We start from the raw sequence: 25,301 nt of genomic DNA on the forward strand, positions 1-25,301 counted from the left end.
CGGTCGAGAGGCGCAGCAGTTCCGCGTCGGGCTTGTCATCTCCCGGCAGCAGCGCCAGCGGCACGCCGGCCGCATGCAGCCGCGCGGCGAGTTGTTCGACCGCATAGGCCCAGTATCCCGCCCCGCCCAGAACCCGCGCGACAACCAGCCCCGAGCGTTCCGCGGTGTCGCCGATATACTTGTCGGCCGAAAACGGATGGGACAGCCAGCCGAGATTGGCGAGCCGGAGCGTCGGCGCTGCCGCCCCCATCTCCTGCCGCGCCTCGGAAAGCGCGGCCAGTTCGGTATCGGCAGCCGACAGGAAGATCACATCGGCCGGCGACTGGCCCGGATCGACCGGTTCGCTGCCGTCCGAGACCTGACCGGGCGTTGCGGCGAGAAGATGCATCAGGGCGCCTTGCCCATGCCCGGGATCCGGTTTGCCGGCAGGTTGCCACCGCAGGGGCCGCAACATGCAACAGCGGCGGGATCGAGCACGCACGAAACGGCGCTGCGGGGGGCCAGAGCGCTCACGCCGTCAGTGCCTTTTCGATCGCCGGCCGGTCGAGCCCCGCCTCTCCGATCACCACCAGCCGCGTCCGGCGCGGCTCCTCCGGCGTGAAAGGCCGGTCGAAATAGCTTTCGATACGCGGCCCCACGGCCTGCACCGCCAGCCGCATCGGCTTGCCCGCCACCGCGCCGAAACCCTTGAGACGCAGGATATCGTGGGTCCGGATCACCTCGGCCACCTGCGCGGAAAAGGCGGCGGGGTCGCCGATTTCGCCCCGCGTCACGACGAAGCTCTCGAATTCGTCATGGCCGTGGTGGTGATCATCGTCGTGATCGTCCCCGTCATCATGGTGGTGGTGCACCTCGCGGCGCGGCTCCATATCGCCCTCAGCGCCGATTCCAAGCCCCAGCAGCACGGCGGCATCGACCCCGCCCATCGACGATTGCAGAACCGAAACGCCCGCCCGCACCTCGCCGCGCAGCCGTTCGGCCAGCGCCGCCGCCGCTTCGGCGCCCATCAGATCGGCCTTGCTGACCAGCACCATGTCGGCACAGGCAAGCTGATCCTCGAACAGTTCGGACAACGGGGTCTCGTGTTCGATGGTCTCGTCGGCGGCGCGCTGCGCGTCCACCACCGCCTCGTTGGCGGCAAAGCGGCCTTCGGCCAGCGCCGGACCGTCAACCACGGTTATAACCCCATCGACCGTAACCCGCGTGCGGATATCGGGCCAGTTGAAGGCGCGCACCAGTGGCTGCGGCAGGGCGAGGCCGGAGGTTTCGATCACGATATGGTCGGGCGCCGCGTCGCGGTCGATCAGCTTCTTCATCGCCGGCAGGAAATCCTCGGCGACGGTGCAGCAGATGCAGCCGTTCGACAGTTCCACCACATCCTCATCGGCGCAGCCTTCGATACCGCAACCCCTGAGCAGTTCGCCATCGACCCCCAGATCGCCGAATTCGTTGATGATGAGCCCGATCCGCCTGCCGCCGGCGTTCTCGATCAGGTTGCGGATCACGGTTGTCTTGCCCGCGCCGAGAAAGCCGGTCACGACCGTTGCGGGGATCTTCTGTGCCATAGGCTGCGGCTCCTTCTCAGCGCAAACGCCCGGGTGCGGATGATCGCGCGGGGAAGCCCGTCGGGCCGCTGCGCCCCGGGGCACCCCGCCCGGACCACACCCCGCACCGGCGGCGCCGGCGGCACGAGGCAGGTCTCCTGACTCGCGGGTCGTTGCATGCACCTGCCTTCCCGGCGCGGCAGCGCCAGTGGCTCGGGGTGCACGCTCGCCGCATACAGTCGCGGGGGCGGCTGCGGTTCGGGGCAATCCCGTCGCATTCCCTCTTGGCCCGGGCCCTCCCGGGAACCTCGTGGGCCGGTTATGGCGCCGCGCCGGAAGAGGTGTCAAGCGACAGTCTTTCGCGCAGCCAGCCGAGCGCCGCCTCGACCGAGGCAACGGTGGCGACACCCGGCGGCGGCGCCGGCCGGGCGATCATCAGTACCGGCAGGCCGAGAGACCGCGCCGCGCGCAGTTTGGCCAGCCCCGCCGTGCCACCGGAATTGCGGGCGACCAGATGTGTGACGGCCTCGCGCCGGAACAGCGACCGCTCCTCGCTTTCGTCAAAGGGCGGCCGGGCGACGATATGGGTGACACGTGGCGAAAGCCCCTCCAGTGGTTCGATGGAGCGCAGCACGCAATCCAGATCAGGGCGCATCGCCAGTGCGGCGCGCGTGCCCGAGCCGGTGGCAAGAAAGGTCCGTGATCCCGGCGGCAGCGCATTCAGCGCCGTGGCCAGATCGGGAAAGTCCAGCCACCGGTCGCCCGGCCCGGGCCGCCACGCCGGGCGCGACAGGCGAACCATCTGGCAACCGGCATCGCCTGCCGCCGCCACGGCGTTCGCGGCAATGGTCCGCGCGAAGGGATGCGTCGCATCGACCAGCGCGGCGATACCTTCATCGCGCATGTACGCGGCCAGCCCCCCCGCCCCACCGAATCCGCCGGTGCGCAACCGGCCCGGCACGGGTGCCGGCCGGCGCGTCGCCCCGGCGAGCGAGACCGTCACATCGACGTTTTCGCCGGCCAGCGCCCGGGCCAGCGCGCGCGCCTCGGACGTGCCGCCAAGCAGCAGCAGGCGTTTGCGCGCGGCGCTCATTCGGGCCCCGCCACGGCGACTATTTCGCCGCTGCGGTCGACGATAGCCACATCGACGACGACACCGGCGGCGCCGAGCGTCACCAGTGCCCGCCCGCGCGCCGCCGCAGCCACCGCCCGGGCCAGCGGCGGCCCGGCCAGTTCCAGCGCCTGGCTTGCGGTATTGCACGCCGCCACCGCCGGACCGTCCGCCCCAATCTCTGCCGCCAGTTCGCCCAGTCGCCCGAAATCGACCTGCGAGCGCGCGTAATGCAGGTCGAGCGCCCCCTGCGCCAGCTTGACCATCTTGCCGATACCTCCGCCGACGGTCAGCCTGCGCACCGGATGGCGGGCGAGGTATTTCAGCAGCCCGCCGGCAAAATCCCCCATGTCGAGCATGGCGTGGTCGGGCAGGCGGTAAAGCCGCTGCACCGCGCGCTCCGATGTCGCCCCCGTCGCGCCGGCGACATGGCTCAGGCCGGCGGCGCGGGCAACATCGACCCCGCGATGGATCGAGGCGATCCAGGCGGCACAGGAAAACGGCCGCACGATGCCGGTGGTTCCCAGCACCGACAGCCCGCCAACGATGCCGAGCCGCGGATTCCACGTCTGCCGCGCCATATCCGCACCGCCCGGAATGGCTATTTCGATATCGAAATCGGGCGCCACACCAACCGTGCCGGCAATCGCCGTCACCGCGCCTGTCATCATGCGGCGCGGCACCGGATTGATCGCCGGTTCACCCGGCGGCACCGGCAGGCCGGGGCGTGTCACCCTGCCCACACCCTCGCCGCCGAAAAACCGCACGCCCCGCCCCGGCGCCCCGGCCCGCACCGTCGAGACGATGCGCGCCCCGTGGGTCACATCGGGATCGTCGCCCGCGTCCTTGACCACAGCCGCGCGCGCCCAGCCTGCGCCGGCCGCGCATTCCACGAGCGGAAAGGTGACAACCTGCCCGCGCGGCAGGGTGATTTTGATCGGATCCTCCCAACGCCCGGTCAGCAGGGCGGCACAGGCGGCTGCGGTTGCGGCGGTCGCGCAGGCGCCGGTAGTGTATCCGGTTCTCAGGGGGCCGTCGGGTTTTCGAGTCATGCCGGAAATATAGCCGCAAGCGGCAGGCGGGACGCAACGGCATTTGCGATATTGCCCGTCTCGCCATCCCCGCAACGCGGCGATAAGGTGCCGCCATGACCGACGACGATCCGATATCCCTGCCCGCTCACGACTGGCCCGAATTTCCGCCCGGACTCGTCTGGCTGGTCGGGGCCGGGCCGGGCGAGCCCGGCCTGCTGACCCTTCAGGGCCTGCATGCCCTGCGCGCGGCCGATGTGATCGTGCACGACGCGCTGGTCGACGGGCGCATTCTCGAATGGCGCCGCGCCGATACGCAGCTGGAATATGCCGGCAAGCGCGGCGGCAAGCCCTCGGCCAGGCAGCGCGACATTTCGCACCGGCTGATCGAGCTTTCGCGCGACGGGCAGCGGGTGCTGCGCCTGAAGGGCGGCGATCCCTTCGTCTTCGGCCGGGGCGGAGAAGAGGCGCAGACGCTGGTACAGGCCGGGGTGCCGATCCGCGTCACGCCGGGGATTTCGGCGGGAATCGGCGGGCTGGCCTATGCCGGCATCCCCGTCACCCACCGGGATGTCAATCAGGCGGTCACCTTTCTGACCGGTCACGACCAGACCGGCCTGACGCCTGCCGCGCTCGACTGGCCGGCGCTGGCGCGCGGCAGTCAGGTTCTGGTCATGTACATGGCGATGAAGCACCTGCCGAAGATCGCCGATGCGTTGCTGGCCGCCGGCCGGCGACCGGATGAGCCGCTTGCCATCGTCTCGAACGCGACCCTGCCGGGCATGCGGGTGCTGGAAACCACGCTTGGCACGGCTTCGCACGATGCCGAGGCGCAATCGATGGAAGCCCCGGCGATCGTCTGCCTCGGCCGGGTGGTGCTGATGCGGCAGGCCATCGACTGGATGTCGCAGCTTCAGGGCAATCCCCCGCGCAACCCCGACCCGCTGGGCGGTGGCGCCCGGACGACGGGATGAGCGCGCGCGGGTTTGTCATTGCCGCACCCGCTTCCGGTGCCGGTAAGACAACGCTGACGCTTGGCCTGTTGCGGGCGCTCCGGCGCAGCGGGGTGGATGTGCGCGCGGCAAAAAGCGGGCCGGATTATATCGACCCCGCCTTTCACCAGGCCGCATGCGGCAGCCCCTCGGTGAACCTCGATCCCTGGGCGATGACGCCCGACGAATTGCGCCTGCGCGCCGATGCTCAGGGTGGCGCCCTGCTGGTCGTCGAGGGCGCCATGGGCGTACTGGATGGTGCGCGCGACGGGCATGGCTCGGTGGCCGATCTGGCATGTGCACTGGGTTTGCCGGTGGTACTGGTGCTCGATATCGCCAGGGCGGGCCGGTCGGCAGTGCTGCCGGCGGCCGGGCTGCGGGCGCTTCGCCCCGACCTGCCGCTCGCCGGGGTCATCCTCAACCGCGCGGGATCGAACGCCCATGCCCGCATGGCGGGCGAGGCGCTTGAGCAGGCCGGTATCGCGGTACTGGGCCAAATCGGGCGCGACGCTTCCCTGCATCTGGCCGAGCGGCACCTCGGGCTGGTTCAGTCCATCGAGACGCCGGAACTCGACTCCTTTCTCGAAACCTCCGCCGACCGGGTGCAGGCGGGGCTCGACATCGACCGTCTGGTCGAAACCGCGCGCCCGCTGCGCGGGTCGGCGGCAACATTGCGGCGGCTGCCGCCACCCGGCCAGCGCATCGCGCTTGCCCGCGATGCGGCCTTCGCCTTTGCCTATCCGCACCTGCTGGGGGACTGGCGCGCGCAGGGCGCGGAAATCCGCACCTTCTCGCCGCTGGCGGATGAACCGCCGCCTGCCGATGCCGACGCGATCTGCCTGCCCGGCGGGTATCCCGAACTGCACGCGGGACGGCTGGCCACGGCAGAGGCGTTCCGAACCGGCATGAGGGCGGCGGCCAGCCGGGGCATCGCGATCCAGGGCGAATGCGGTGGCTACATGATGCTTGGCGAAGGTCTGACCGATGCCGATGGATGCCGCCACCGGATGCTCGGGCTGCTGCCGCTGGAAACCTCGTTCCAAAAGCGCAGCCTGTCCCTCGGCTACCGGCGGCTCGATCCGCTGCCCGGCGCGCCATGGCTGGGTCCGCTGGCCGCCCACGAGTTTCACTATGCCACGATCGTTGCCGAGGGTGCGGCCGCGCGGCTTTTCCGCGCCAGCGATGCCACCGGCGCTGCGCTGCCCGACATGGGCCTGCGGATCGGGCGCACATGCGGCTCATTCGCCCATCTGATCGCGCCACGCTGAACCGGCCGCGCAACCGCCGCGCGCATCGCGCGCGGCCCGACCCAACGGGACGGGCCGCATCGACGATGCGGCGCTGACGGGCGGGAGCGCTCCCGCCCGGGCGCGACGCCGGCGCGTCTTGCCCGGTTGGGCCGGGCGCCGCCTGCGGCGGCGCGGCTGGCCTTTCCCGGCCGCCAACTCAGCCGGATTTGCGGCGCGGGCGCAGGATATGCGGCTGGGCCGCGTCGTAGAGCGCCGAATCGGGAAAGGCATTCTCGGCAAAGACCCGCCCGACGAAAACCAGCGCGGTGCGCGTCAGCTTCGCTGCGCGCACCTTGTCGCGAATGTCGGCCAGAGTGCCACGGATATAGATCTCGTCCGGCCAGCCGACGCGATAGGCCACGACCACCGGACAATCGGCGCCGTAGATGGGCGAAAGCGCACGCTCGATCTCGAGCAGGTTGCGCACCGAAAGGTGGATCGCCAGCGTGGCGCGCGAGGCGCCGAGCGTCGCCAGATCCTCCCCTGCGGGCATCGGGGACGACTTCATCGCCGTGCGGGTCAGGATCACCGTCTGTGCCACCTCGGGCACGGTCAGTTCCTGCCCCAGGCCGGCGGCGGCGGCGCAATAGGCGGGCACGCCGGGAGTGATGTCATAGGGAATGTCCAGCACGCGCAGGCGGCGGATCTGTTCGGCGATGGCACCGTAGAGCGACGGATCGCCGGAGTGCACCCGCGCCACATCCTGTCCGCGCGCATGGGCGGCCGCCATCTCGGCGATGATCTCTTCCAGCGCAAGGGGCGCGGTATCGATCACCCGCGCCCCCCGGGGCGCGCCGGCCACCACCGCCTCCGGCACCAGCGAGCCGGCATAGAGGCAGACGGGGCATTCGGCGATCAGCCGCTGCGCCCTGAGCGTGAGCAGTTCCGGGTCGCCCGGCCCGGCACCGATGAAATGAACGGTCATGAGCCCTCTCCGTCGATCCGTCTGGCATAACCGCGCGGGGTGTAGAGCCAGCTTCCCCCGGCGCCGGCCGAAATGTCGCCGCTGGCGAAGCTGCGCGAGGCCGACGAGCCGACCAGAACGATGGTCATCATGTCCACCTCGTCGACGTCGAGGTCGGCCAGCCGGCGCAGCGTCAGCCGCTCCTCGGGCCGTCCGAGGCTGACGGCGAGCAGAACCGGCGTATCGGCAGGGCGATGTTCCAGCAGGATATCGCGTGCCTCGGCCAGCAGCGTCCGGCGGCGCCTTGATACCGGATTGTAGAAGGCAATGACAAAATCCCCTTCCGCCGCTGCGCGGATCCGCTTGAGAATGGCGTCGCGCGGGGTCAGCAGATCGGAGAGCGAAATGGCGCAGAAATCGTGCCCGAGCACCGCACCTGCCCGGGCCGAAGCCGCCTGAAGCGCCGAAATGCCGGGGACATGCACAACCTCGACCCGTTTCGCGGCCGGCGAGACCCCTCCCCGCCCGGGCGCGCGGTCGAGCAGTTCCATGACCAGCGCGCCCATGGCATAAATGCCGCCGTCGCCCGAGCAGATCAGTGCGACACGCCGGCCCTCGCCCGCCGCCTCCAGCGCGTGGCGGCAGCGCGCCTCCTCCTCGCCAAGCGCGAAATCGCGCCGCACCCGCCCGCGCGCCTGCGCGCCCAGAAGGTCAATATAAAATCCGTAACCGACCAGTTCGTCGGCCTGGGCGATCAGCCGCGTGGCCTCCGGCGTGCGCCAGTCGGCCCGGCCCGGCCCGATGCCGATGATCGCAAGATGTCCGCGCTGCAGGCCGGCATCACCGCCCGGGCCGATCCGCGCCACGGCGCAGGTCGCATCGGACGATCGGCTCTTTTCGACCACCAGTTCTCCCGCCGGCCCCGCCGCGGCGAGCGCTGCCCCCTCGGCAACCCCGTGGCAGCCGACCTCGGCGAAGACCACATCCGAGGGATTCGCAAGCCGCCGCGCCTCGGCCTCCAGCCGTTCGGCGGCATGAAACCGTGCCGGAACGCCGAGATGGCGTGCAAGGGCGTGGATCGCCGCCTCGTCGCCCTTGAGGTCGATGGAATGCACCGCCGCGATCTCGCCCGCCGCGATGCCGGCTTCGGCCAGGGTCCGGGCAGCCAGCGCGATCAGCCCGTCCGGCGGGCAGCCACGGACACATCCGACGCCAAGCGCCAACCGGCGGCGGCGGTAGATCAGCGGCGCCAGCCCCGGCACGCTCAGCACCACCGGCGCCCCGGCGTCGGCCGGAACGGGTTCGGCGGCACCCGCCCCGATCAGCGGCGCCAGCCAGTCGGCCGCGCCGGAGATCCGGCCGCGCCGGCCCGACAGCAGCGCGGCCATGACCGCCCTGGCATCCTCGGGGTTCTCCAGCCGCCAGCCTTCGGGCGGATCGTCCAGCGCGACGCCAAGCGCCACGTCGCCCGCCGTGGTGACGGCCGCATCGCCCCCCAGCAGCCCGGCGATCCGCCGTGCCAGCGCATTCGCGCCACGGTGCCCGCCCAGAAGCGGCACAACCGCCGAGCCGTCCTCGGCCACCGCCAGCACCGGCGGTTCGCGGCGCTTGTCGCCCAGAAGCGGAGCAAGCGTACGGATCAGGATGCCGCTCGAGGCGATACCGACGATCGGATGCCCGGCCAGAAAGAGCGCGCGCAGGTGTTCGCCCACGGCATCGAAATCGCTGCCGCGCAGGTCGAGCCGCGCGTCCGTCGCATCGGCTATCCGCCGCCCCAGCGCCGCTGCCGATGGCAGCAGACAGACGATGACCGGACAGGGTTCAGACATGGGCATCCTTTCCGGGCACGACGATCATCGAGAAATAGGGGGCCGTCCGGGGGGCATCGGCCAGCGGGCAGACCGTCTGGTTGGGCAGCGAGGCGTGCGCGACAAAAATCGCCCGTCCCGTCAGGCCCAGCCGTTCCAGAACGGCGCGTGCCTTGTCGAAATGCCGCCCGAGTTTCATTACCGCCGCCGCGTTGGCCTGCGCAAGCTGGCGTTCGAGATCGGCCTCGGGCAGCGTCGCGGGCAATACGGTCAGCACCTCGTCGCGGGCGATCAGCGGGCGGCGGGCGGCGGCGGTCACGGCGCCCAGCGAACTGACCCCGGGGACGATCTCGGCCGGGAACCGCCCGGCCAGCCGTGCGAAAAGATACATGAACGAGCCATAGAAGAACGGGTCGCCCTCGCACAGCACAACCACGTCCTGCCCTGCCGAAAGCGCGGCGGCGATATCGCCGGCAGCGTCATCATAGACCTGCTGGGCCGGAAAACGGGCGGCGCGCATCGGGATGACAATGGGAATCTCGCGCACGCCCGGGGGGATATAGGCGGCAACGATCCCGCGCGCGAAGCTGTCGCCGCTGTCGGGGGCGGGATAGGCGATAACCGGCGCCGTACCGATCAGCCGGTGCGCCTTGAGCGTCAGGAGTTCCGGGTCGCCCGGGCCGACGCCGATGCCGTAAAGCGTGCCGCTCATCTGGTGATGCTCCATTGGGTGATCGGCATAAGGGGTTTCCAGCCGCGATAGGACCCAACCGCTTCGGCGCGCGAAATCGCGATCCGGGTCAGGCTGCCGCCGAATTCGGATTGCAGCGCCGCCAGCACCGCCTCGCGCTCCAGCGTTACCGCATTGGCGACCAGCCGGCCAAAGCGCGGCAACACCTCCATCGCGCGGCGCACCAGATCGTCGGACAGGCCGCCGCCGATGAAGACCGCATCGGGCGACGGAAGCCCGTCAAGCACCCCGGGCGCAATCCCCTTGCGCAGGTCGAGCCGAGGCGCGCCGAGGCGCATCGCGTTGGTCGCCGCCATGGCAAGCCGGTCGCCGGAAGCGTCGATGCCGACTGCCCGCATGTCGCGGCCCGAACGCATCCATTCGACGGCAACCGAACCGCAGCCGGTGCCGATATCCCACAGCAACTGGCCACGCCGGGGCGCCAGCGCCGAAAGGGTTAACGCCCGCACCTCGCGCTTGGTGATGCGTCCGTCGTGTACGAAGGCGTCGTCGGGCAGCCCGGTGGGCGGCAGCGGATGCGCATCGGGGCCGGCGGCACATTCCACCGCCAGAAGATGAAAATCGGGTGCCGGGCCGGACCAATCCACCGCCCTGCCCTCGATGCGGGTCTCGTCGGGGCCACCCATCGCGGCCAGCACCGTCATCCGGCTGTCGCCGAAGCCCGCTTCGCTCAGCAGCCGGCCGATGGTCGCGGGCGTTTGCCCGTCCTGTGCCAGCAGCAGCAGCCGCGCCCCGGGGGCGAAGAACGGGATGACCTGCTCGGCGGGGCGGCCGTGAACGGTGAGGGTCTCGACATCGGCAAGGCTCCATTTCATCCGGACAGCGGCAAGCTGGAAGGCAGAAAGCTGGGGAAAATAGGTGATCTCGTCCGGGCTGAAGCGGCGCTGCAACAGCGCGCCGGCCGAATACCAGAGCGGATCGCCCGTCACCAGAACCGCCACCCTGCGGCCGCGCATCGCGGCGATCTCCTCGGCGAGTTCGCGGAAAGGGCTCGGCCAGAGTATCCGCTCGGCCGCCAGTTGCGGGACAAGCCCGTGGTGACGCGGCCCGGCGATCAGGACCTCGGCCGCCCCGAGCCGTACCCGCGCCGCCGGGGTCAGCCCGTCCCAGCCATCCTCGCCGATGCCGATCACGTCGAGCCATGGTGTCATGTGCCGTCTCCCTCAAGCCGGAGTGTCAGGGCATTGACCGCCGCCGCCGCCATGGCCGAACCGCCGCGCCGCCCGAGCAGCGTGACATAGGCCACGCCATGGTCGAGTTCCGCCAGCGCCTGCTTGCTTTCGGCCGCACCGACGAACCCGACCGGAAAGCCGAGGATCAGCGCCGGCTTCGGCCAGCCGCTCAGGATGCCTTCGAGTAGATGAAAGAGCGCCGTGGGCGCGTTGCCGATGGCCACCACCGCCCCCTCCAGACGATCCTTCCACAGTTCCACCGCCGCTGCCGATCGCGTGGTGCCGAAACGCCGCGCCAGGGCGGGCACCTGAGGCGCATTCAGGGTGACGACAGGCTGCGTGCCGGCCGGAAGCGCCCGGGCGATGATGCCCCGCCCGACCATCTCGGAATCGCAGAAAATCGGCGCGCCGGCCATCAGCGCCCGGCGGCCGGTTTCGGCCGCACCGGGCGAGTGACGCAGATCGCCCAGCACATCGACCATGCCGCAGGAATGGATCAGGCGCACCGCCATATCGCGCATTTCCGGCACCATCCGGTCCAGCGGCGCTTCGGCAGCGATGGCGGCAAAGCTCTGCCGATAGATCGCCGCCGGGTCGCGCTCGTATGCGAGCCTCATTTCGGTTTCAGATGCTTGCGCACGCTTTCCGGCCCCAGCGGGTGATCTGCGTGGGGATAGGGCGGATGGTGATGGTCGTGATCGTGGGTGTGCGGCTTCCGCCCCGGCGCCGGCCCGGCGGGTGGCTCCGCCGGGCGGAACGGCGGATGATATCCGTCATCGTCGCCGTGGCTATTGCCGGGCGCGGGCGGTGCCGGCTCGGGCGCTGCCGGCCGGTCGCGGCGCGGAAAGGGCGGGTGGTAACCATCTCCATCGTCCTCGCCCCGGCCATGGTCATGGTCATGGTCATGATTGTGGGCGTGGGAATGGCCGTGGTGATGGTGGTGGTCGTGACCATGGTGATGATGATGGTGATGGTGATGCCCGGCATCGAGCCGGCAGGCACCGGTGCAGAAGGTATCGCAAAGATCGCAGTCGGCCACGTTCGATCCCGGTGCGCTTGCGCCCTGCCCCTCGACATGGTGGTGATGGCTCTCTTGCGGGCTTCCGACCTCGGCCTCGAAACCCAGCACCTGCGTGCGGTACTTGCACAGGCCGCAGTTCATGTCGGCCTTGCCGTCGAGAATCTCGGTCACCCGTTCGGCGAAGGTCTCGAGCACCAGCGGGTGATCGTTCAGGTAATCGGCCTTGACCCACTGGGCCTGCGGGTTGGCTGCCGCCACCATGTCGGTGAAGCCGTAGATGCGGTCGATCAGCACCCCGGTGAAGAGAAAATAGGGAAAGACGACATAGCGCCTGAACCCCAGCCTGGCGGCATGCTCCAGCGCCGGTTCGACCAGCGGGAAGGTGACGCCGGAATAGCCGACCTCGCACCAGCCGAAACCCATTCCCTCCCACAGCATGCGGGCGATCTTGGAGACATTGGCGTTGGCGTCGGGGTCCGAGGCCCCACGTCCGATCACCACCAGGCAGGTCTCGTGCAGCGGCACGTCGCCCTGTTCGGCATCAGCACGGGCGATGGCCTGTCCGATCCGGTCGGCGGCGGCGCGGATCATCCGGGGATCGACCCCGAGATCGCGCCCGTAATCGACCCGGATGGCGTGTTCCGCGCCGTAGGCGTTCAGCACCGAGGGGATATCGTTCTTGGCGTGCATGGCCGCAAACAGCATCCCCGGCACGGCGAGGATACGCTCGCAGCCGGCGTTACGCAGGTTGTCGAGGCCGGCGCGGATCACCGGGTTGGCGAATTCGAGATAGCCGTAATCGACCAGCCAGTCCTCGGGCAGCAGGGCCGGCAGCTTTTTCGCCAGCACCGCAAATTCGTCGACCGCCGCCTGAGACCGCGAGCCGTGTCCGCAAAGCATGACACCGATCCTGCTCATCGCGCCACCCCGGCCCAAAGATGATGTCGTGCGGTCATACCTGGCTCCCCTGTTGGTTGCTCGGGCAAACGGAACCGCCGCGTTCTCCTGCGGAAAACGCCCCGACGACGACCCGCCGCGCCCCCTGTCTGGGTCGGCGCCGCGTTTCTTCCGCTCAGCCCGTGGGCATCGTCGCAGCCTGCATAGCGGCGCAGCCGTCCGCCCGCAAGCGCCCGCCCGGACGGGCGCTGCGGCATGAAGCGCCGCATGAACGATTGACAAGCCGGCCATCCGGGCGCGAAAAAGGCCCATCTTCGGTTTCCCGCGCGGACCAAGCGCGCGGGGATTCAAAAGGGAACACGGTGCGGCGTACCCATCAGGGACCAATTCCGTGACTGCCCCCGCAACTGTAGGCGGAGAGCGAAGCCGACAACGCCACTGGGCCCGCAAGGGAACCCGGGAAGGCCGGCAGAGCGACGACCCGCAAGTCAGGAGACCTGCCGAGGATCCGTGCCGGGCAACCGGGGCGGCATTCCACCGGACGCCGGGGTGAGCGTCTGGCGCGAAGCGGAAGGCACACCCCGTTTCGAGCCATCTTCCCCGTCCGTCCTTTCAGATCCGCCGCCTGTGCGGCCTTTTGAGAGAGACGACACATGATTCGATCTGTCCTGACGCTGGCCCTGACCGCCGGCATGAGCATCGCAGGGGCCGCCTCGGCCCATTTCCAGCTTGTCTACACGCCCGATCCGCTGATCGCCGAGGCCGGCGACGTTCCGGTCAAGCTGATCTTCTGGCATCCGTTCGAGAACGGCCACGTCATGGACATGGGCCAGCCGCGCGAATTCTACGCCATTCACCGGGGCGAGAAGATCGACCTGATGCAGAGCCTGTCGCCCGTCACCTTCAACGGCGCCTCGAACGCGGCCGCCGCCTTCGACGGTTCGGTGCCGGTGAAACGTTCGGGCGATTACGTGCTGGTGGTGGTGCCCGAGCCCTATCTGGAACCGAGCGAGGATATCTATATCCAGCAGATCGCCAAATCCTATCTCAACCGCAACGAGGTGCCGACCGACTGGACCGAACCGCAGGGTCTGGCCACCGAGATCGTGCCGCTGATGAAACCGACCAACGTGATCGCCGGATCGACCTTCACCGGGCAGGTGCTGGCGAACGGCCAGCCGGTGCCGGGCGCCGAGATCGAGGTGGAATTCATGGCGGCGGAACCCGACATGGCGGCAAACGCGCCGCAGGCGCCCGGCGTACAGCCGATGCGCGGCGGGGCGGTGGTCGCGATAGCCGATGACCGGGGTTATTTCACTTTCGGCATCCCGCGCGCCGGATACTGGGGTTTTGCCGCGCTCGGCACCGGCCCGGAAACCGCGTTCGAGGGCAAGGAACTCAGTCAGGACGCGGTGATCTGGATTCGCGCCTGGGACATGGAGTGAGACATGCACATCGTTGACGGAGCCCTTTCGAACCCGGTGGTGATCGGCGGCGCGGTGCTTGCGGTGGCAGGCATTGCCAGGGGTCTGCGCGGGCTCGAAATGGAGAAAATCCCCGCCGCCGGCGTGCTTTCGGCGACCTTCTTCGTCGCCTCGCTGGTCCATGTTCCCATCGGCCCGTCATCGGTGCATCTCATCATGAACGGTCTGGCCGGCCTGGTGCTTGGCTGGGCGGCCTTTCCGGCGCTGTTCGTCGGCCTGCTGTTGCAGGCGGTGTTCTTCGGCTTCGGCGGGCTGACCGTTCTGGGCATCAACACGTTCAATATCGCGGCACCCGCGGTGATCGTCTGGCTGATGTTCGGAAGCCGGGTCCAGCGGCTGGAGCCGCGCGGTGCGGCGATACTGGCGGGGATCGGCGGGGCGCTCGCCATCGCCTTCACGACGATCTTCGTCGCCATCGCCCTGGCGCTGAGCGGCGACGAATTCCTTCCGGCGGCCAGGCTGGTCTTTTTTGCCCATATTCCGGTGATGTTGATCGAGGGGTTGCTGACGGCGGCGGCGGTCTATCTGGCAAAGCAGGTCAAGCCGGAGCTGTTCGGCCAGATCGCGGCGGCAACGTCATGATCCGGGCGGCTTTCCTGTGTTTCGTCGTCGCGCTCGCCCCGATGCCGGCGCTTGCGCACAAGGTCATCGCATCGGTGTTTCCCAGCGGAACGCAGATCGAGGGGGAAATCGGCTTTTCCGACGGGTCGGTGGCCGCCAACCAGCTTGTCGATGTCTTCAACGAGGCCGGCGAAAAACTGGGCGAGGTCAAGACCGACGGCGACGGGTTCTTCGTCTATACCCCGACGGTCGAGGGGACGCATGTCTTCCGCGCCGATCTCGGCGCCGGACATGTCGCCGAGGTGAAGATGCCTGCCGGGGACGTGGCCGATATTCTGGCCCGGGGCGGCGCTGTCCGGGCCGGAACCGCCGCCGCTCCGGCATCGGGCGCATCGCTCGCTGCCGGGGCTGTCCGGGGCGGAACGCCGGCGGCCACCGCCCTGCCGGCGGTCACCGCGGGGGCCATCGCCCTGCCTGCCACGGTCGGACTCGGCGATGACGAATACCTGATGATCGCCCGGATCGTACGCGACGAGATGCGCCCCCTGCGCCAGGAGATTGCCGCCTACAGGGAAAAGAACGATCTGCAGTCCATCCTCGGCGGGATCGGCTATATCGTCGGGCTTGCGGGCGTCGGGTATTACGTTGCGGCCCGCCGGCGGCTGAAGACCGGCGCATGACATCGGTTCTGGCGGAAAATCGCGTCCCCCGAATCGGGCATCTGACACAGATCGACCCGCGCCTGCGCATCGTCGCGGCAACGGTCTTTGCCGTCACGGTGGTGGCCTGTCGCAGCCTGCCGGTTCTGCTGGCAGCTCTGGCGGTGGCGATGGGGCTGCTGCTGGTATCGCGGCTTCCGGTGCGGCAGACCCTGCGCCGGATGGCGGCAATGGACGGGTTCATCGTCTTCATGCTGCTGATCCTGCCCTTCTCGGTGCCGGGCGATCCGCTCTTCACGCTCTGGGGCTTTACGGCCAGCCGGCAGGGGCTCGACCAGGCGATCCGCATCGCGCTGACGGCAAATGCGGTGATCCTGGCGCTGATGGCGCTGGTCGGCACGATGGAGCCGGTGACGCTGGGCCACGCCCTGTTCCGGCTGCGTGTGCCCGAGGCGCTGGTTCATCTGATGATGTTCACCATCCGCTACATCGACGTGCTGCGCGGCGAGTATCTGCGGCTGCGGCAGGCGATGAAGGCCCGCGCGTTCCGGCCGCGAACCGACCGGCACAGTTATCGCAGCTTCGGCTATCTGCTGGGCATGATGCTGGTCCGGTCGATGGAACGCTCGGAACGGATCCTTGCGGCGATGAAATGCCGCGGCTTCACCGGGCGTCTGCCGCTGATCGACGATCTGCGCCTGACCGGCGCCGATGCCGCCTTCGCGGCGGGCTTCACCCTGTTGCTGGCCGGCCTGCTGACTGCCGAGGTTCTTTATGGCGCTCATTGAACTGACAGACATTCACTTCGGCTATCCGCAGCATCCGCCCGTCCTGCGCGGCGCCGGACTGATACTGGAGGCGGGCGAACGGCTGTGCATCACCGGGCACAACGGCGCGGGAAAATCCACCCTGCTGCGTATCGTGGTCGGGCTGCTGAAACCGTCGTCGGGGCGCATTGCGGCATTCGGGCACGAACGGCAGAGCGAGCGCGATTTCGACGAGGTGCGCCGCCTGGCCGGGCTGGTCTTTCAGGATCCGGACGACCAGCTTTTCTGCCCCACCGTGGCCGAGGATATCGCGTTCGGCCCGCTGAACCTCGGCGCGAGCCGCGCCGAGGCGCTCGAAACGGTCGACCGCGTGCTCGACCGGATGCGGATCGCGCATCTGCGCGACCGGATCACCCACAGGCTTTCGGGCGGCGAGAAACGTCTGGTGACGCTTGCCACCGTGCTGGCGATGGAACCCCGGGTCCTGCTGCTGGATGAGCCGACCAATGCGCTGGACGAGGAGAACGAGGCGCGTCTGACCGAAATCCTGCTGGAACTGCCGCTGGCGATGGTGATCGTCAGCCACGACCCGCATTTTCGCCGCCGTCTGGGAACCCGCACCCTCAGGCTGCGCGACGGGTGCTTGGAAGACACGCCGCCGAACTGCCGCCACGCGGTGCAGGGCTGAGGCGCCGCCGCTGGCGCGGCGCCACCTGAACCGGATCACTCGCCGCGCAGCCAGGCGAATTTCGCCCGCAGATCGGCAAGCGTATCCGCGTCGCGGGCGGAAATCATGATTCCCTGATGCAGCGTCGGCGCATAGGAGCGGCCGTCCAGCATGCCGACATGTCCGCCGGCCTCGGAATAGGCCAGCACGCCGGCCGCGTGATCCCACGGCATCAGCTTCATGGCGAATCCGAACCGCCCGACGCCAAAGCAGAGCATCCGGTAATCGTGACAGGCGCAGCCCAGATCGCGCACCCGCCCATAATCCAGAACGCCGGTGGCAAAACGCGCCCGCTGATGTTCCGGCAGAAGCCAGGGCGAGGCGAAGCCGGCAAATCCCGTCGGCTCGCCGCCATCGCGCACATCGAGCCGGTCGCGCCGCCCGGCGGGGTCGCAGAACCATGTTCCGCCGCCGCGCCGGCTCAGCACCCAATCGTCGAGTACCGGATCGTAGAGCAGCCCGAACACCGTCTCGCCGCGATGGGTGACGGCCAGCAGAACCCCGAACAGCGCCAGCCCCTTGGCAAAGTTCCAGGTGCCGTCGATCGGGTCGATGATGACACAGGTGTCCGCCCCGGCTATCCGCCCGAGGATTTCGGGATTTTCGGAAACCGCCTCTTCCCCGACCACTTCGGCGCCGGGCAGTATCCTGCGGACCGCTGCGGCGATCGACGCCTCGGAGGCGCGGTCGCCGATGGTGACCAGATCGTCTGCATTGGTTTTTTCCGCCACCGCATCCGCGCCCAGATTGCGGAACCTCGGCAGGATTTCGGTTCGCGCGGCGCTGCGCACCGCCTCGATCAGGTCTGATTCCTGTTGCAGGGTCGGGATCATGTCGCATCCTTCCGGGTCGCTTTGCACTTGGTCGCACCCGGTCTAGCCCGGGTGCGGGCCGGGGTCCATCGCGGTTCGGACCGGCGCCGGCGAAGCCGCCTATATGCGGTCGCGCAGGGCGTACCACCCATAGGCGGCAGGCAGGATGGCACGGCGGAAGCGGGCGGCCGGAAAGCGCCGCAGCGGCGCGCGCAGCGGCGCGGGATAAGGACGGCGCGGCGCACGCCCCAGCGCAAGATCGGCCATCAGCCCGCCCGCGTAGCTGCCCATCGCCACCCCGTTGCCGTGATAGCAGAGCGCGGCGAAAGCGTCCTCCACCCCGTCCATCGGGCCGACGTAGGGCGTCATGTCGCGCGCCATGGCGACAAATCCCGACCAGAAGAACGGCGTTTCGACATCGCGCCAGGCGGGGAACATGCGGTCGAAATCGGCGCGCGCGCGGCGGCGGACCCGCGCATCGGCGCGCGGCGTGGCCCTGACCGCCCCGCGCAGGCCGAACAGCATCCTGCGGTTGGGCATCAGGCGGAAATAATGCAGCAGGTTGAGCGTGTCGTAGCACATCTGATGCGATGTCCAGCCCTGCGCCTCGAGTTCCGCCACGCTCATCTCGCGGGTGACGAGGATGTTGGACTGCACCGGCAGGTAGCGCCCGGCCAGCCAGGGCGGCAGGTTCTCGGACGAATAACCGTTGGTCGCGACCAGCAGCCTGCGGGCGACAACCTCGCCGCGCGGGGTGCCCAGATGCCAGTTCCCGTCCCTGCGCACGGTTGTCAGCGCCGGAGAGCCGCCAAATATCCGCGCCCCCGCCCGGCCCGCCGCCCCGGCCAGCCCAAGCGCGTATTTCAGCGGGTTGAGGGCAAAACCGACCGGAATCGTCAGCGCGGCGTGAAAGGCGGGGCTGGTCATCCCGGTGCTGGCCATCGTGTCGCGACCGATGAATTCGCACTCCACCCCGTGCACCAGACGCGCCAGGCGTGCAGCGCGCTCCAGATCGGTCAGGGCCAGCGCCGAGGGCGCGAGCAGCGTCTCACCCCGCGAATGGGTATCGGCGTCGATTCCCAGACGCCCGAGAGTGGCGGCGACCAGATCGACGGCGAGGCGTTCGACCTCGCAGAACTGTCTCGCCTCGTCGCTTCCGAAACGCCGCGAAAGCTGTTCGGCCGAAAGCGGCGAGCCACCGAGGCAGCAGAAGCCGCCGTTGCGCCCCGACGCACCCCAGCCGGGCCACTCGGCCTCGACCAGCACAACGTCGGCTCCTGCCTCGGCCAGATCGAGCGCCGCCGTCAGCCCGGTGTATCCGCCCCCGACGATAGCGAAATCGCAGCTCTGCCGCCCTTCGAGCACGGGCCAGTCCCCGGCACGATCCGGCACCGTCGAACGCCAGTAGCTGCGCTCGATGGGTGCCGGGCCATAGGCGTGTTTCTCGTAGAGTCGCTCCAGCGCCACCGCGCCACCCCATCAGACCGATTGCATCGCAGCCTTTTCCTCGCGCGCCTGCCGGGCGATCGCCCGCTTCGACATCAGCGAGGTGACGATGACCCCCACCGCCACGATGCCGATCATGATCGTCGAAAGCGCATTGATCTCGGGGCTGACGCCCAGACGCACCGAGGAGAATATCTTGATCGGCAGCGTGGTGGCCGAAGGACCGGCGGTGAACGACGCGATCACCAGATCGTCGAGCGACAGCGTGAATGCCAGCAGCCAGCCCGACACCACCGCCGGCATGATGATCGGCAGGGTAACCAGCCGGAACGCCTCGAACGGGGTGCAGCCGAGGTCGAGCGCCGCCTCCTCGATCGAACGGTCGAAGGTGACCAGCCGCGACGATACCACAACCGAAACGTAGCACATCGAAAAGGTGGTATGAGCCAGCACGATGGTCAGGATGCCGCGGTCGAGCCCGATGGCGATGAACAGCAACAGCAGCGACAGACCGGTGATGACCTCGGGCATGACAAGCGGCGCATAGATCATGCCGGAAAACAGCGTCCGCCCGCGAAACCGCCCTACCCTGACCAGCACATAGGCCGCCATCGTTCCCAGCACGGTCGCAAGGGTCGATGAGAACACCGCGACGCGCAGCGTCACCCAGGCGGCATCGAGAAACGCCTGGTTGTGGATCAGCGAGCCGTACCACCGGGTCGAAAACCCCGCCCAGACCGTCACCAGCTTGGACTCGTTGAACGAGAAGATGATGAGAATCAGCATCGGAATGTAAAGAAACGCAAAGCCCAGCGTCAGTGAGACCGCGTTGAACCAGGTCGCGCGCCTCATCGTTCGGCCTCCTGCTGGCGCTGCTGTTGCTGCTGAAACAGGATGATCGGCACGATCAGGATCAGCAGCAGCACAACCGCAACCGCCGCCGCCACCGGCCAGTCGCGGTTGGAGAAGAACTCCTCCCACAGGACCTTGCCGATCATCAGCGTTTTCGACCCACCCAGCAGGGACGGGATGACGAACTCGCCCAGCGCGGGAATGAAGACGAGGAAACACCCCGCGATCACGCCGGGGCGCGACAGTGGAAAGGTGATCAGCCAGAAGGCCGAGGTGCGGGTGCAGCCCAGATCCTCGGCGGCCTCCAGAAGCGACACGTCCAGCTTTTCGAGCGTCGCATAGATGGGCAGGATCATGAACGGCAGATAGGTGTAGACGATGCCGATATAGACGGCGGTGTTGGTGTTGAGGATCGTCAGCGGCTGGGAAATGACGCCGGCCCAGAGCAGGAACTGGTTCAGGAACCCCTCGGTCGACAGAATGCCCATCCAGGCGTAGACGCGGATCAGGAAGCTGGTCCAGAAGGGAAGGATTACCAGCATCATCAGCGTCGGGCGCCATTCGTCGGGGGCGTTGGCCATGCCGTAGGCGATGGGATAGCCCACCAGCAGCGTCAGAAGGGTCGAGACGAAGGCGATCTGCAGGCTCGACAGATAGGCCTTCCAATACAGCGGATCCTCGGTCAGGAAGACGTAATTCTCGAAATCGAGTTCGGCGAAAAAGTCCCTTATCCCCGCCCAGCCGGCGCCGAGATCGAGCGTCGGAACATAGGGCGGGATCGACAGCGCCACGTCCGAGAGCGAAATCTTGAAGACGATCAGGAACGGCACCAGAAACAGCGCCAGAAGCCAGAGATAGGGAACGAGGATCAGCAGAAGCCTGCGCGGGTTCATCGGCCTACTCCGTCAGCACGACGCCGGCGGTTTCGGTAAACCAGATCCAGACCTCGTCCTCCCATGTCATGTCGCGGCGCGAAATCCGCCGGTTGTTCGCGGTCTGCGCCTGCATCACATGCCCCGAGGGTAACTGCACGTGATAGGTCGACAGGTTGCCCAGATAGGCAATATCGAGCACCCTGCCCCGCATCACGTTACTGGAAACATCGGGACGTTCCTTCGAGATGTTCACCTTTTCCGGCCGGATGGCAAAGGTGCAGCGCGTTCCGTCGCCGACCGGCTGAAGCTGCGTGCCGACGATGGGCGGCTGCCCCTCCGTCCAGTGGATGGAAACCCGGTCAGGCTCCGGGTGGGAAACCGCGTTGCCCTCGATCAGGTTCACGTCGCCGATGAAATCGGCCACGTAGACCGAATTCGGCGCCTCGTAGACGCGGCCCGGAGTATCGACCTGCACCATCCGCCCGTGGTCCATGACCGCGATCCTGCTTGCCACCGTCATCGCCTCTTCCTGATCGTGGGTGACGATGACAAAGGTCGTGCCGGTGGTTTCCTGAATCTCCATCAGTTCGAACTGGGTCTCGGTGCGCAGCTTCTTGTCGAGCGCGCCGAGCGGTTCGTCGAGCAGCAGCAGCTTCGGCGCCTTGGCCAGCGAGCGCGCCAGCGCCACCCGCTGCCTCTGACCACCGGAGATCTGGTGTGGCTTGCGGCCGGCGAATTTCTTCAGCTGCACCAGCCGCAACATCTCCTCGACCCGGGCGTCGACCTGTTCTTTCGGCAGCTTTTCGCGTTTCAGCCCGAAGGCGATATTATCGCGTACCGTAAGATGCGGAAACAGCGCGTAGGACTGGAACATCATGTTCACCGCGCGCCTGTTGGGCGGCACCGGGACGATGTTCTTGCCGTCGAGCAGAATCTCGCCTTCCGAGGGCGTCTCGAACCCGGCGAGCATCCGCATAAGCGTGGTCTTGCCACAGCCCGAGGGGCCGAGCAGCGCAAAGAACTCGCGCCGGTAGATGTCGACGGTCAGATTGTCGATCGCGGTGAAATCGCCGAACCGCTTGGTCACGTTCCGGAACCGGATCAGCGGCTTGGCATCGGGATCGGCCCAGGGCGCAAAGACCGCCGGTCCGGTGGTGGGCGCAGGTTCGGCCATGTCGTTCCTTCGAGACTGGGAAAAGCCCCCGCGCGGCGCACCGCACGGGGGCGGTACCGGGTCAGGTGCCGGACTTGATCTTGGTCCACAGGCGGGTGACCGCGCGCTGGACCTTCGGCTCATAGGGCGTGGTCGTATAGAGGTTGTTCAGCGTCGCATCGTCGGGATAGATCGCCGGATCGCCGATGACATCCTCGTTCAGGAACTCCTGGCTCGCGCTGTTTCCATTGGCGTAATAGACATAGTTCGACGCCGCCGCCATGTTCTGCGCATCCAGGATGAAATTCAGGAACTTGTGCGCCCCGTCGGGGTTGGGCGCATCGACCGGTATCGCCATCTGGTCGAACCACATCTGCCCGCCTTCCTTCGGGGCGTGATAGGCAATTTCAACCCCGTTGTCGGCCTCGGCAGCACGGTCGCGCGCCTGAAGGATATCGCCCGACCAGCCGACCGCGACGCAGATATCGCCGTTGGCCAGCGCGTTGATGTATTCGGAACTGTTGAATTTCTGGATGTAGGGCCGGACGGCCATGAAGACCGGCTCGGTCCTGGCGATCACGTCGGGATCGTGGCTGTCGGGGTCCTCGCCCAGATAGGTCAGCGCGGCGGGGAACATCTCGGCCGGGGCATCGAGGAAAAAGACACCGCAGGCGGCGAGCTTTTCCATGTTCTCCGGCTTGAAGACCAGATCGAGCGAGTCGATGGGCGCGTTCTCGCCCAGCACTTCCTTCACCTTACCGACATTCACGCCAAGCCCGGTCGTGCCCCACATGTAATTGATCGAATGGGCATTCTCGGGGTCGTACTGTGCCGTCCGGTCGAGGATCATGCCCCACAGGTTGTCGTAGTTCGGCAGTTTGTCCCTGTCGAGCGCCTGAAACGCGCCGGCCGCGATCTGGCGCTGCAGGAAGGTACCGGTGGGAACGACCACATCGTAGCCCGACCCCCCGGCCAGCATCTTGGTCTCAAGCACCTCGTTGGAATCGAACACGTCATAGATCAGGTCGATCCCGGTTTCCTGTTCGAATTTCGCCAGCAGATCCTCGTCGATGTAATCCGACCAGTTGTAGACGCGCACCTCTTCCGCGGCGGCTGCGGCCGCCAGCGAAACGGTCGCGAGAAGAGTGGTGAGTACGGTTCTCATCAGTTTGCTTCTCCCTTCAGGTTGTCCCAGATAATAGTCTGTGGTTTAATTTGATCAAACGTCAAGCGCCGATGCCGTCTTCATGAAAATGTACCGATACATCGAGTCCCCGCTTTGCCAACCGGTCGTGCGCCGGTCTTGTGGGTCAAGAAAAGGGCAGGACCAGTGAACACGCAAGAGAGAAAGACGCCGGAGCACGAAGCAATCTATCGGCGCCTGCGCGACATGATCCTGTTCGGGCAGGTTGCACCCGGTCAACCGGTGACGATCATGGGCCTGAAAGAGCAGATCGGCGCCGGCATGACCCCGGTGCGCGAGGCCATCCGCCGCCTGACCGCCGAGGGCGCACTCGAAACGCTGGGCAACCGCAGGATATGCGTTCCCCTGCTCGACGAGGCGCACCTGTCGCAGATCGATTTCGCCCGCCGGACGATCGAACCCGAGCTTGCCCTGCGTGCCGCTAAAAATGCAGACGAGGCAACGATTTACGACATGCGGAACATCGACGAACGGCTCGATGCCGCCATCCTTTCGGGGGATATCAACGGGTATCTCAGGCAGAATTACCTTTTTCACTTTCGCCTGTATCGCCAGGCCGGCGCCGAGGTCCTGCTGGCGATGGCCAAGGGCCTGTGGATGCGTGTCGGCCCCTCGCTCCGAATCGTCTGCGGGCGGTATGGCACCTCGAACCTGCCCGATCTGCACGGCGCCGCGCTCGATGCCCTGACCGAAGGCGATCCGCACAGAGTTTGTGCAGCCATCGAACAGGATATAGCCCAGGGCATGGGGCAGATTCGGGAATCGATGCGGGAATCGGCACCGGCGCGCTGAGCCATCCGCATCCGTTGACTTGTCCAAAGATTTGATCATAAATTCCGGCAGGCTGTGGGCCGCCCGCCCGGCCCACCCGTGAAACCGCCCGCGCAACCCGCACGAAGGAACGCCCCATGGTCAGGAATGCCTCCAACTGGATAGACGACCTGCCGCAGGCCTTCATGGATTATCTGGGCGATCGCCGCCTTGAAGAGGTCGAGGCGATCATTCCCGACACCGTGGGCATGTCGCGCGGCAAGGCGATGCCAAGCCACAAGTTCAACCCCGGCGAGACGTTCTTTCTGCCCATATCGCTGTTCTATCAGACCGTCTCGGGCGAATACGTCGACATGGAGGACATCACCGACCAGTGGCTGGAGAAGGACATCGTCCTGCGTCCCGACATGTCGACCGCCACGGCGGTGCCCTGGGCCGAGGATGCGACGCTTCAGGTGATCTGCGACCTCGAAACGCGCGAGGGCGAGGCGCTCGGCATTGCGCCGCGCAACGTGCTCAAGCGGGTGCTCGGGCTCTATGCGGCGCGGGGCTGGAAACCGGTTGTGGCACCTGAACTGGAATTCTACCTGACCAAGCCCAACACCGACCCGAACGAGCCCATCGAGCCGCCGCTCGGCAGGACGGGCCGCAAGGGCGCCAGCCGGCAGGCCTATTCCATGGTCGCGGTGGACGAATACGGCGAGGTCATCGACACGATCTATGACTTCGCCGAAGCACAGGGGCTGGAGATCGACACCGTGATCCAGGAGGGCGGCGCTGGCCAGATCGAGATCAACCTGCTGCACGACGATCCGCTGAAACAGGCCGATCACGTGTTCTATTTCAAGCGCACGATCCGCGAGGCGGCGCTGAAGAACGGCGTCTTCGCAACCTTCATGGCCAAACCCATGCGCGACGAGCCGGGCAGCGCGATGCACATCCACCAGAGCGTGACCGACATCGCCAGCGGAAGGAACATCTTTACCGACGGGGCCGGCGCCGAGACCGAGGCGTTCCTGCATTTCATCGGCGGCAGCCAGCAATACCTGATGTCGGTCGTCCCGCTGCTGGCGCCCTACGTCAATTCATTCCGCCGCTTCAACGCCGAGGGGATGAGCGCGCCGACCAACCTCGAATGGGGCAGCGACAACCGCACCACCGGGCTGCGCATTCCCAATTCCAGACCCGCGGCGCGCCGGGTGGAAAACCGCGTCATCGGCATCGATTCAAACCCCTATCTCGCCATCGCGGCAAGCCTTGCCTCGGGGTATCTGGGGATGGTCAACCGCATCGCGCCGCGCCCGATCGCCATGCACGAGGTCTATGAAAGCGATACCCGCCTGCCCGAGGATCTGGGCTATGCGCTGGAGCTTTTCGACGAGGGAACCGAGGTGCGCGAGGTGCTGGGGAGCGAGTTCTGCCGGCTCTATTCCGGCATCAAGCATGCCGAGCACGACGAATACAAACGCG

General features: G+C 67.6%; 24 protein-coding genes, 1 pseudogene and 2 riboswitches. Of the genes and pseudogenes, 9 read left to right on the forward strand and 16 right to left on the reverse strand.

All coding sequences use genetic code 11. The features are described from left to right. From ACK5IR_RS03190 to ACK5IR_RS03205, 4 genes and pseudogenes are all read right to left on the reverse strand, one after another. Nucleotides 1–388 (reverse strand): annotated as a pseudogene (locus tag ACK5IR_RS03190) (cobaltochelatase subunit CobN); the annotation flags it as partial. A 121-nt stretch (nucleotides 389–509) separates the two neighbouring features. Then, entirely contained in the window at nucleotides 510–1,565 is a 1,056-nt protein-coding gene (gene cobW / locus ACK5IR_RS03195; protein WP_416925842.1) for a cobalamin biosynthesis protein CobW, read from the reverse strand. Between the two features lie 123 nt (nucleotides 1,566–1,688). After that, nucleotides 1,689–1,855, reverse strand: a riboswitch (cobalamin riboswitch). Between the two features lie 8 nt (nucleotides 1,856–1,863). Next, nucleotides 1,864–2,637 (reverse strand): cobalt-precorrin-6A reductase, encoded by a 774-nt coding sequence (locus ACK5IR_RS03200; protein ID WP_416925844.1) that lies wholly within the window; start codon nucleotides 2,635–2,637, stop codon nucleotides 1,864–1,866. Beyond that, the gene (locus tag ACK5IR_RS03205; protein WP_416925846.1) at nucleotides 2,634–3,707 is read right to left on the reverse strand and encodes a cobalt-precorrin-5B (C(1))-methyltransferase; all 1,074 of its coding nucleotides are present in this window, start codon (nucleotides 3,705–3,707) and stop codon (nucleotides 2,634–2,636) included. The genes ACK5IR_RS03200 and ACK5IR_RS03205 overlap by 4 nt, the downstream gene beginning before the upstream one ends. Nucleotides 3,708–3,802: 95 nt before the next feature. Between ACK5IR_RS03205 and cobA the strand changes: the two genes are divergently transcribed. Further along, complete coding sequence (cobA, locus tag ACK5IR_RS03210) at nucleotides 3,803–4,660, forward strand: uroporphyrinogen-III C-methyltransferase (RefSeq protein WP_416925848.1); 858 nt, start codon at nucleotides 3,803–3,805, stop codon at nucleotides 4,658–4,660. After that, nucleotides 4,657–5,946: a cobyrinate a,c-diamide synthase gene (locus ACK5IR_RS03215; RefSeq protein WP_416925850.1), complete on the forward strand. Its 1,290-nt coding sequence runs from the start codon at nucleotides 4,657–4,659 to the stop codon at nucleotides 5,944–5,946. The genes cobA and ACK5IR_RS03215 overlap by 4 nt, the downstream gene beginning before the upstream one ends. Before the next feature lie 178 nt (nucleotides 5,947–6,124). Here ACK5IR_RS03215 and cobM read toward each other — a convergent pair whose 3' ends face one another. Genes cobM through ACK5IR_RS03245 form a run of 6 tightly spaced genes read right to left on the reverse strand, consistent with a single transcriptional unit; the run spans nucleotide 6,125 to nucleotide 12,541 of the window. After that, nucleotides 6,125–6,892, reverse strand: a complete 768-nt coding sequence (gene cobM, locus ACK5IR_RS03220; RefSeq protein ID WP_416925852.1) for a precorrin-4 C(11)-methyltransferase — start codon at nucleotides 6,890–6,892, stop codon at nucleotides 6,125–6,127. Further along, a complete protein-coding gene (gene cobJ, locus ACK5IR_RS03225) occupies nucleotides 6,889–8,700 on the reverse strand; it encodes a precorrin-3B C(17)-methyltransferase (protein WP_416925854.1) in 1,812 nt (603 codons plus the stop codon). The genes cobM and cobJ overlap by 4 nt, the downstream gene beginning before the upstream one ends. Further along, nucleotides 8,693–9,391: a precorrin-2 C(20)-methyltransferase gene (gene cobI / locus ACK5IR_RS03230; RefSeq protein WP_416925856.1), complete on the reverse strand. Its 699-nt coding sequence runs from the start codon at nucleotides 9,389–9,391 to the stop codon at nucleotides 8,693–8,695. The genes cobJ and cobI overlap by 8 nt, the downstream gene beginning before the upstream one ends. Then, nucleotides 9,388–10,581: a precorrin-6y C5,15-methyltransferase (decarboxylating) subunit CbiE gene (cbiE, locus tag ACK5IR_RS03235; RefSeq protein WP_416925858.1), complete on the reverse strand. Its 1,194-nt coding sequence runs from the start codon at nucleotides 10,579–10,581 to the stop codon at nucleotides 9,388–9,390. The genes cobI and cbiE overlap by 4 nt, the downstream gene beginning before the upstream one ends. Next, entirely contained in the window at nucleotides 10,578–11,219 is a 642-nt protein-coding gene (locus tag ACK5IR_RS03240; RefSeq protein WP_416925860.1) for a precorrin-8X methylmutase, read from the reverse strand. The genes cbiE and ACK5IR_RS03240 overlap by 4 nt, the downstream gene beginning before the upstream one ends. Then, nucleotides 11,216–12,541: a sirohydrochlorin chelatase gene (locus tag ACK5IR_RS03245; RefSeq protein ID WP_416925862.1), complete on the reverse strand. Its 1,326-nt coding sequence runs from the start codon at nucleotides 12,539–12,541 to the stop codon at nucleotides 11,216–11,218. Before ACK5IR_RS03245 ends, ACK5IR_RS03240 begins: the two co-directional genes overlap by 4 nt. Before the next feature lie 277 nt (nucleotides 12,542–12,818). Then, nucleotides 12,819–13,040: riboswitch (cobalamin riboswitch) on the forward strand. 133 nt (nucleotides 13,041–13,173) lie between these two features. Here ACK5IR_RS03245 and ACK5IR_RS03250 point away from each other — a divergent pair. Genes ACK5IR_RS03250 through ACK5IR_RS03270 form a run of 5 tightly spaced genes read left to right on the forward strand, consistent with a single transcriptional unit; the run spans nucleotide 13,174 to nucleotide 16,679 of the window. Beyond that, nucleotides 13,174–13,965: a DUF4198 domain-containing protein gene (locus tag ACK5IR_RS03250; RefSeq protein ID WP_416925864.1), complete on the forward strand. Its 792-nt coding sequence runs from the start codon at nucleotides 13,174–13,176 to the stop codon at nucleotides 13,963–13,965. 3 nt (nucleotides 13,966–13,968) lie between these two features. Then, the gene (gene cbiM / locus ACK5IR_RS03255; protein WP_416925866.1) at nucleotides 13,969–14,586 is read left to right on the forward strand and encodes a cobalt transporter CbiM; all 618 of its coding nucleotides are present in this window, start codon (nucleotides 13,969–13,971) and stop codon (nucleotides 14,584–14,586) included. Then, nucleotides 14,583–15,245 (forward strand): cobalt ABC transporter permease, encoded by a 663-nt coding sequence (locus ACK5IR_RS03260; protein ID WP_416925868.1) that lies wholly within the window; start codon nucleotides 14,583–14,585, stop codon nucleotides 15,243–15,245. Before cbiM ends, ACK5IR_RS03260 begins: the two co-directional genes overlap by 4 nt. Continuing rightward, nucleotides 15,242–16,012, forward strand: a complete 771-nt coding sequence (gene cbiQ / locus ACK5IR_RS03265) for a cobalt ECF transporter T component CbiQ (protein WP_416925870.1) — start codon at nucleotides 15,242–15,244, stop codon at nucleotides 16,010–16,012. Before ACK5IR_RS03260 ends, cbiQ begins: the two co-directional genes overlap by 4 nt. Beyond that, complete coding sequence (locus tag ACK5IR_RS03270; RefSeq protein ID WP_416925872.1) at nucleotides 15,999–16,679, forward strand: energy-coupling factor ABC transporter ATP-binding protein; 681 nt, start codon at nucleotides 15,999–16,001, stop codon at nucleotides 16,677–16,679. The genes cbiQ and ACK5IR_RS03270 overlap by 14 nt, the downstream gene beginning before the upstream one ends. Before the next feature lie 35 nt (nucleotides 16,680–16,714). Here ACK5IR_RS03270 and ACK5IR_RS03275 read toward each other — a convergent pair whose 3' ends face one another. The 6 genes from ACK5IR_RS03275 to ACK5IR_RS03300 all read right to left on the reverse strand — a co-directional run bounded on the left by ACK5IR_RS03275 (nucleotide 16,715) and on the right by ACK5IR_RS03300 (nucleotide 23,021). Next, nucleotides 16,715–17,551, reverse strand: a complete 837-nt coding sequence (locus tag ACK5IR_RS03275) for an inositol monophosphatase family protein (protein WP_416925874.1) — start codon at nucleotides 17,549–17,551, stop codon at nucleotides 16,715–16,717. A gap of 99 nt (nucleotides 17,552–17,650) precedes the next feature. Next, on the reverse strand, nucleotides 17,651–18,997 hold the full coding sequence (locus tag ACK5IR_RS03280) for an NAD(P)/FAD-dependent oxidoreductase (RefSeq protein ID WP_416925876.1): 1,347 nt from the start codon (nucleotides 18,995–18,997) through the stop codon (nucleotides 17,651–17,653). A 12-nt stretch (nucleotides 18,998–19,009) separates the two neighbouring features. Next, nucleotides 19,010–19,828: an ABC transporter permease subunit gene (locus tag ACK5IR_RS03285; protein ID WP_416925878.1), complete on the reverse strand. Its 819-nt coding sequence runs from the start codon at nucleotides 19,826–19,828 to the stop codon at nucleotides 19,010–19,012. Continuing rightward, entirely contained in the window at nucleotides 19,825–20,721 is an 897-nt protein-coding gene (locus tag ACK5IR_RS03290) for an ABC transporter permease subunit (protein ID WP_416925880.1), read from the reverse strand. The genes ACK5IR_RS03285 and ACK5IR_RS03290 overlap by 4 nt, the downstream gene beginning before the upstream one ends. Before the next feature lie 4 nt (nucleotides 20,722–20,725). Then, nucleotides 20,726–21,877, reverse strand: coding sequence for an ABC transporter ATP-binding protein (locus tag ACK5IR_RS03295; protein ID WP_416925882.1), 1,152 nt, complete (start codon nucleotides 21,875–21,877; stop codon nucleotides 20,726–20,728). A 61-nt stretch (nucleotides 21,878–21,938) separates the two neighbouring features. Beyond that, the gene (locus ACK5IR_RS03300; RefSeq protein WP_416925884.1) at nucleotides 21,939–23,021 is read right to left on the reverse strand and encodes a polyamine ABC transporter substrate-binding protein; all 1,083 of its coding nucleotides are present in this window, start codon (nucleotides 23,019–23,021) and stop codon (nucleotides 21,939–21,941) included. Between the two features lie 165 nt (nucleotides 23,022–23,186). Between ACK5IR_RS03300 and ACK5IR_RS03305 the strand changes: the two genes are divergently transcribed. Together ACK5IR_RS03305 and ACK5IR_RS03310 are read left to right on the forward strand one after the other, a co-directional pair. After that, on the forward strand, nucleotides 23,187–23,852 hold the full coding sequence (locus tag ACK5IR_RS03305; protein WP_416925886.1) for a GntR family transcriptional regulator: 666 nt from the start codon (nucleotides 23,187–23,189) through the stop codon (nucleotides 23,850–23,852). A gap of 116 nt (nucleotides 23,853–23,968) precedes the next feature. Beyond that, nucleotides 23,969–25,301: glutamine synthetase family protein (locus ACK5IR_RS03310; RefSeq protein ID WP_416925888.1), on the forward strand; the 1,333-nt coding region annotated here is incomplete at its 3' end.

Origin of the sequence: Tropicimonas sp. (assembly GCF_047971885.1) — a bacterium.
Classification (GTDB): domain Bacteria; phylum Pseudomonadota; class Alphaproteobacteria; order Rhodobacterales; family Rhodobacteraceae; genus Tropicimonas.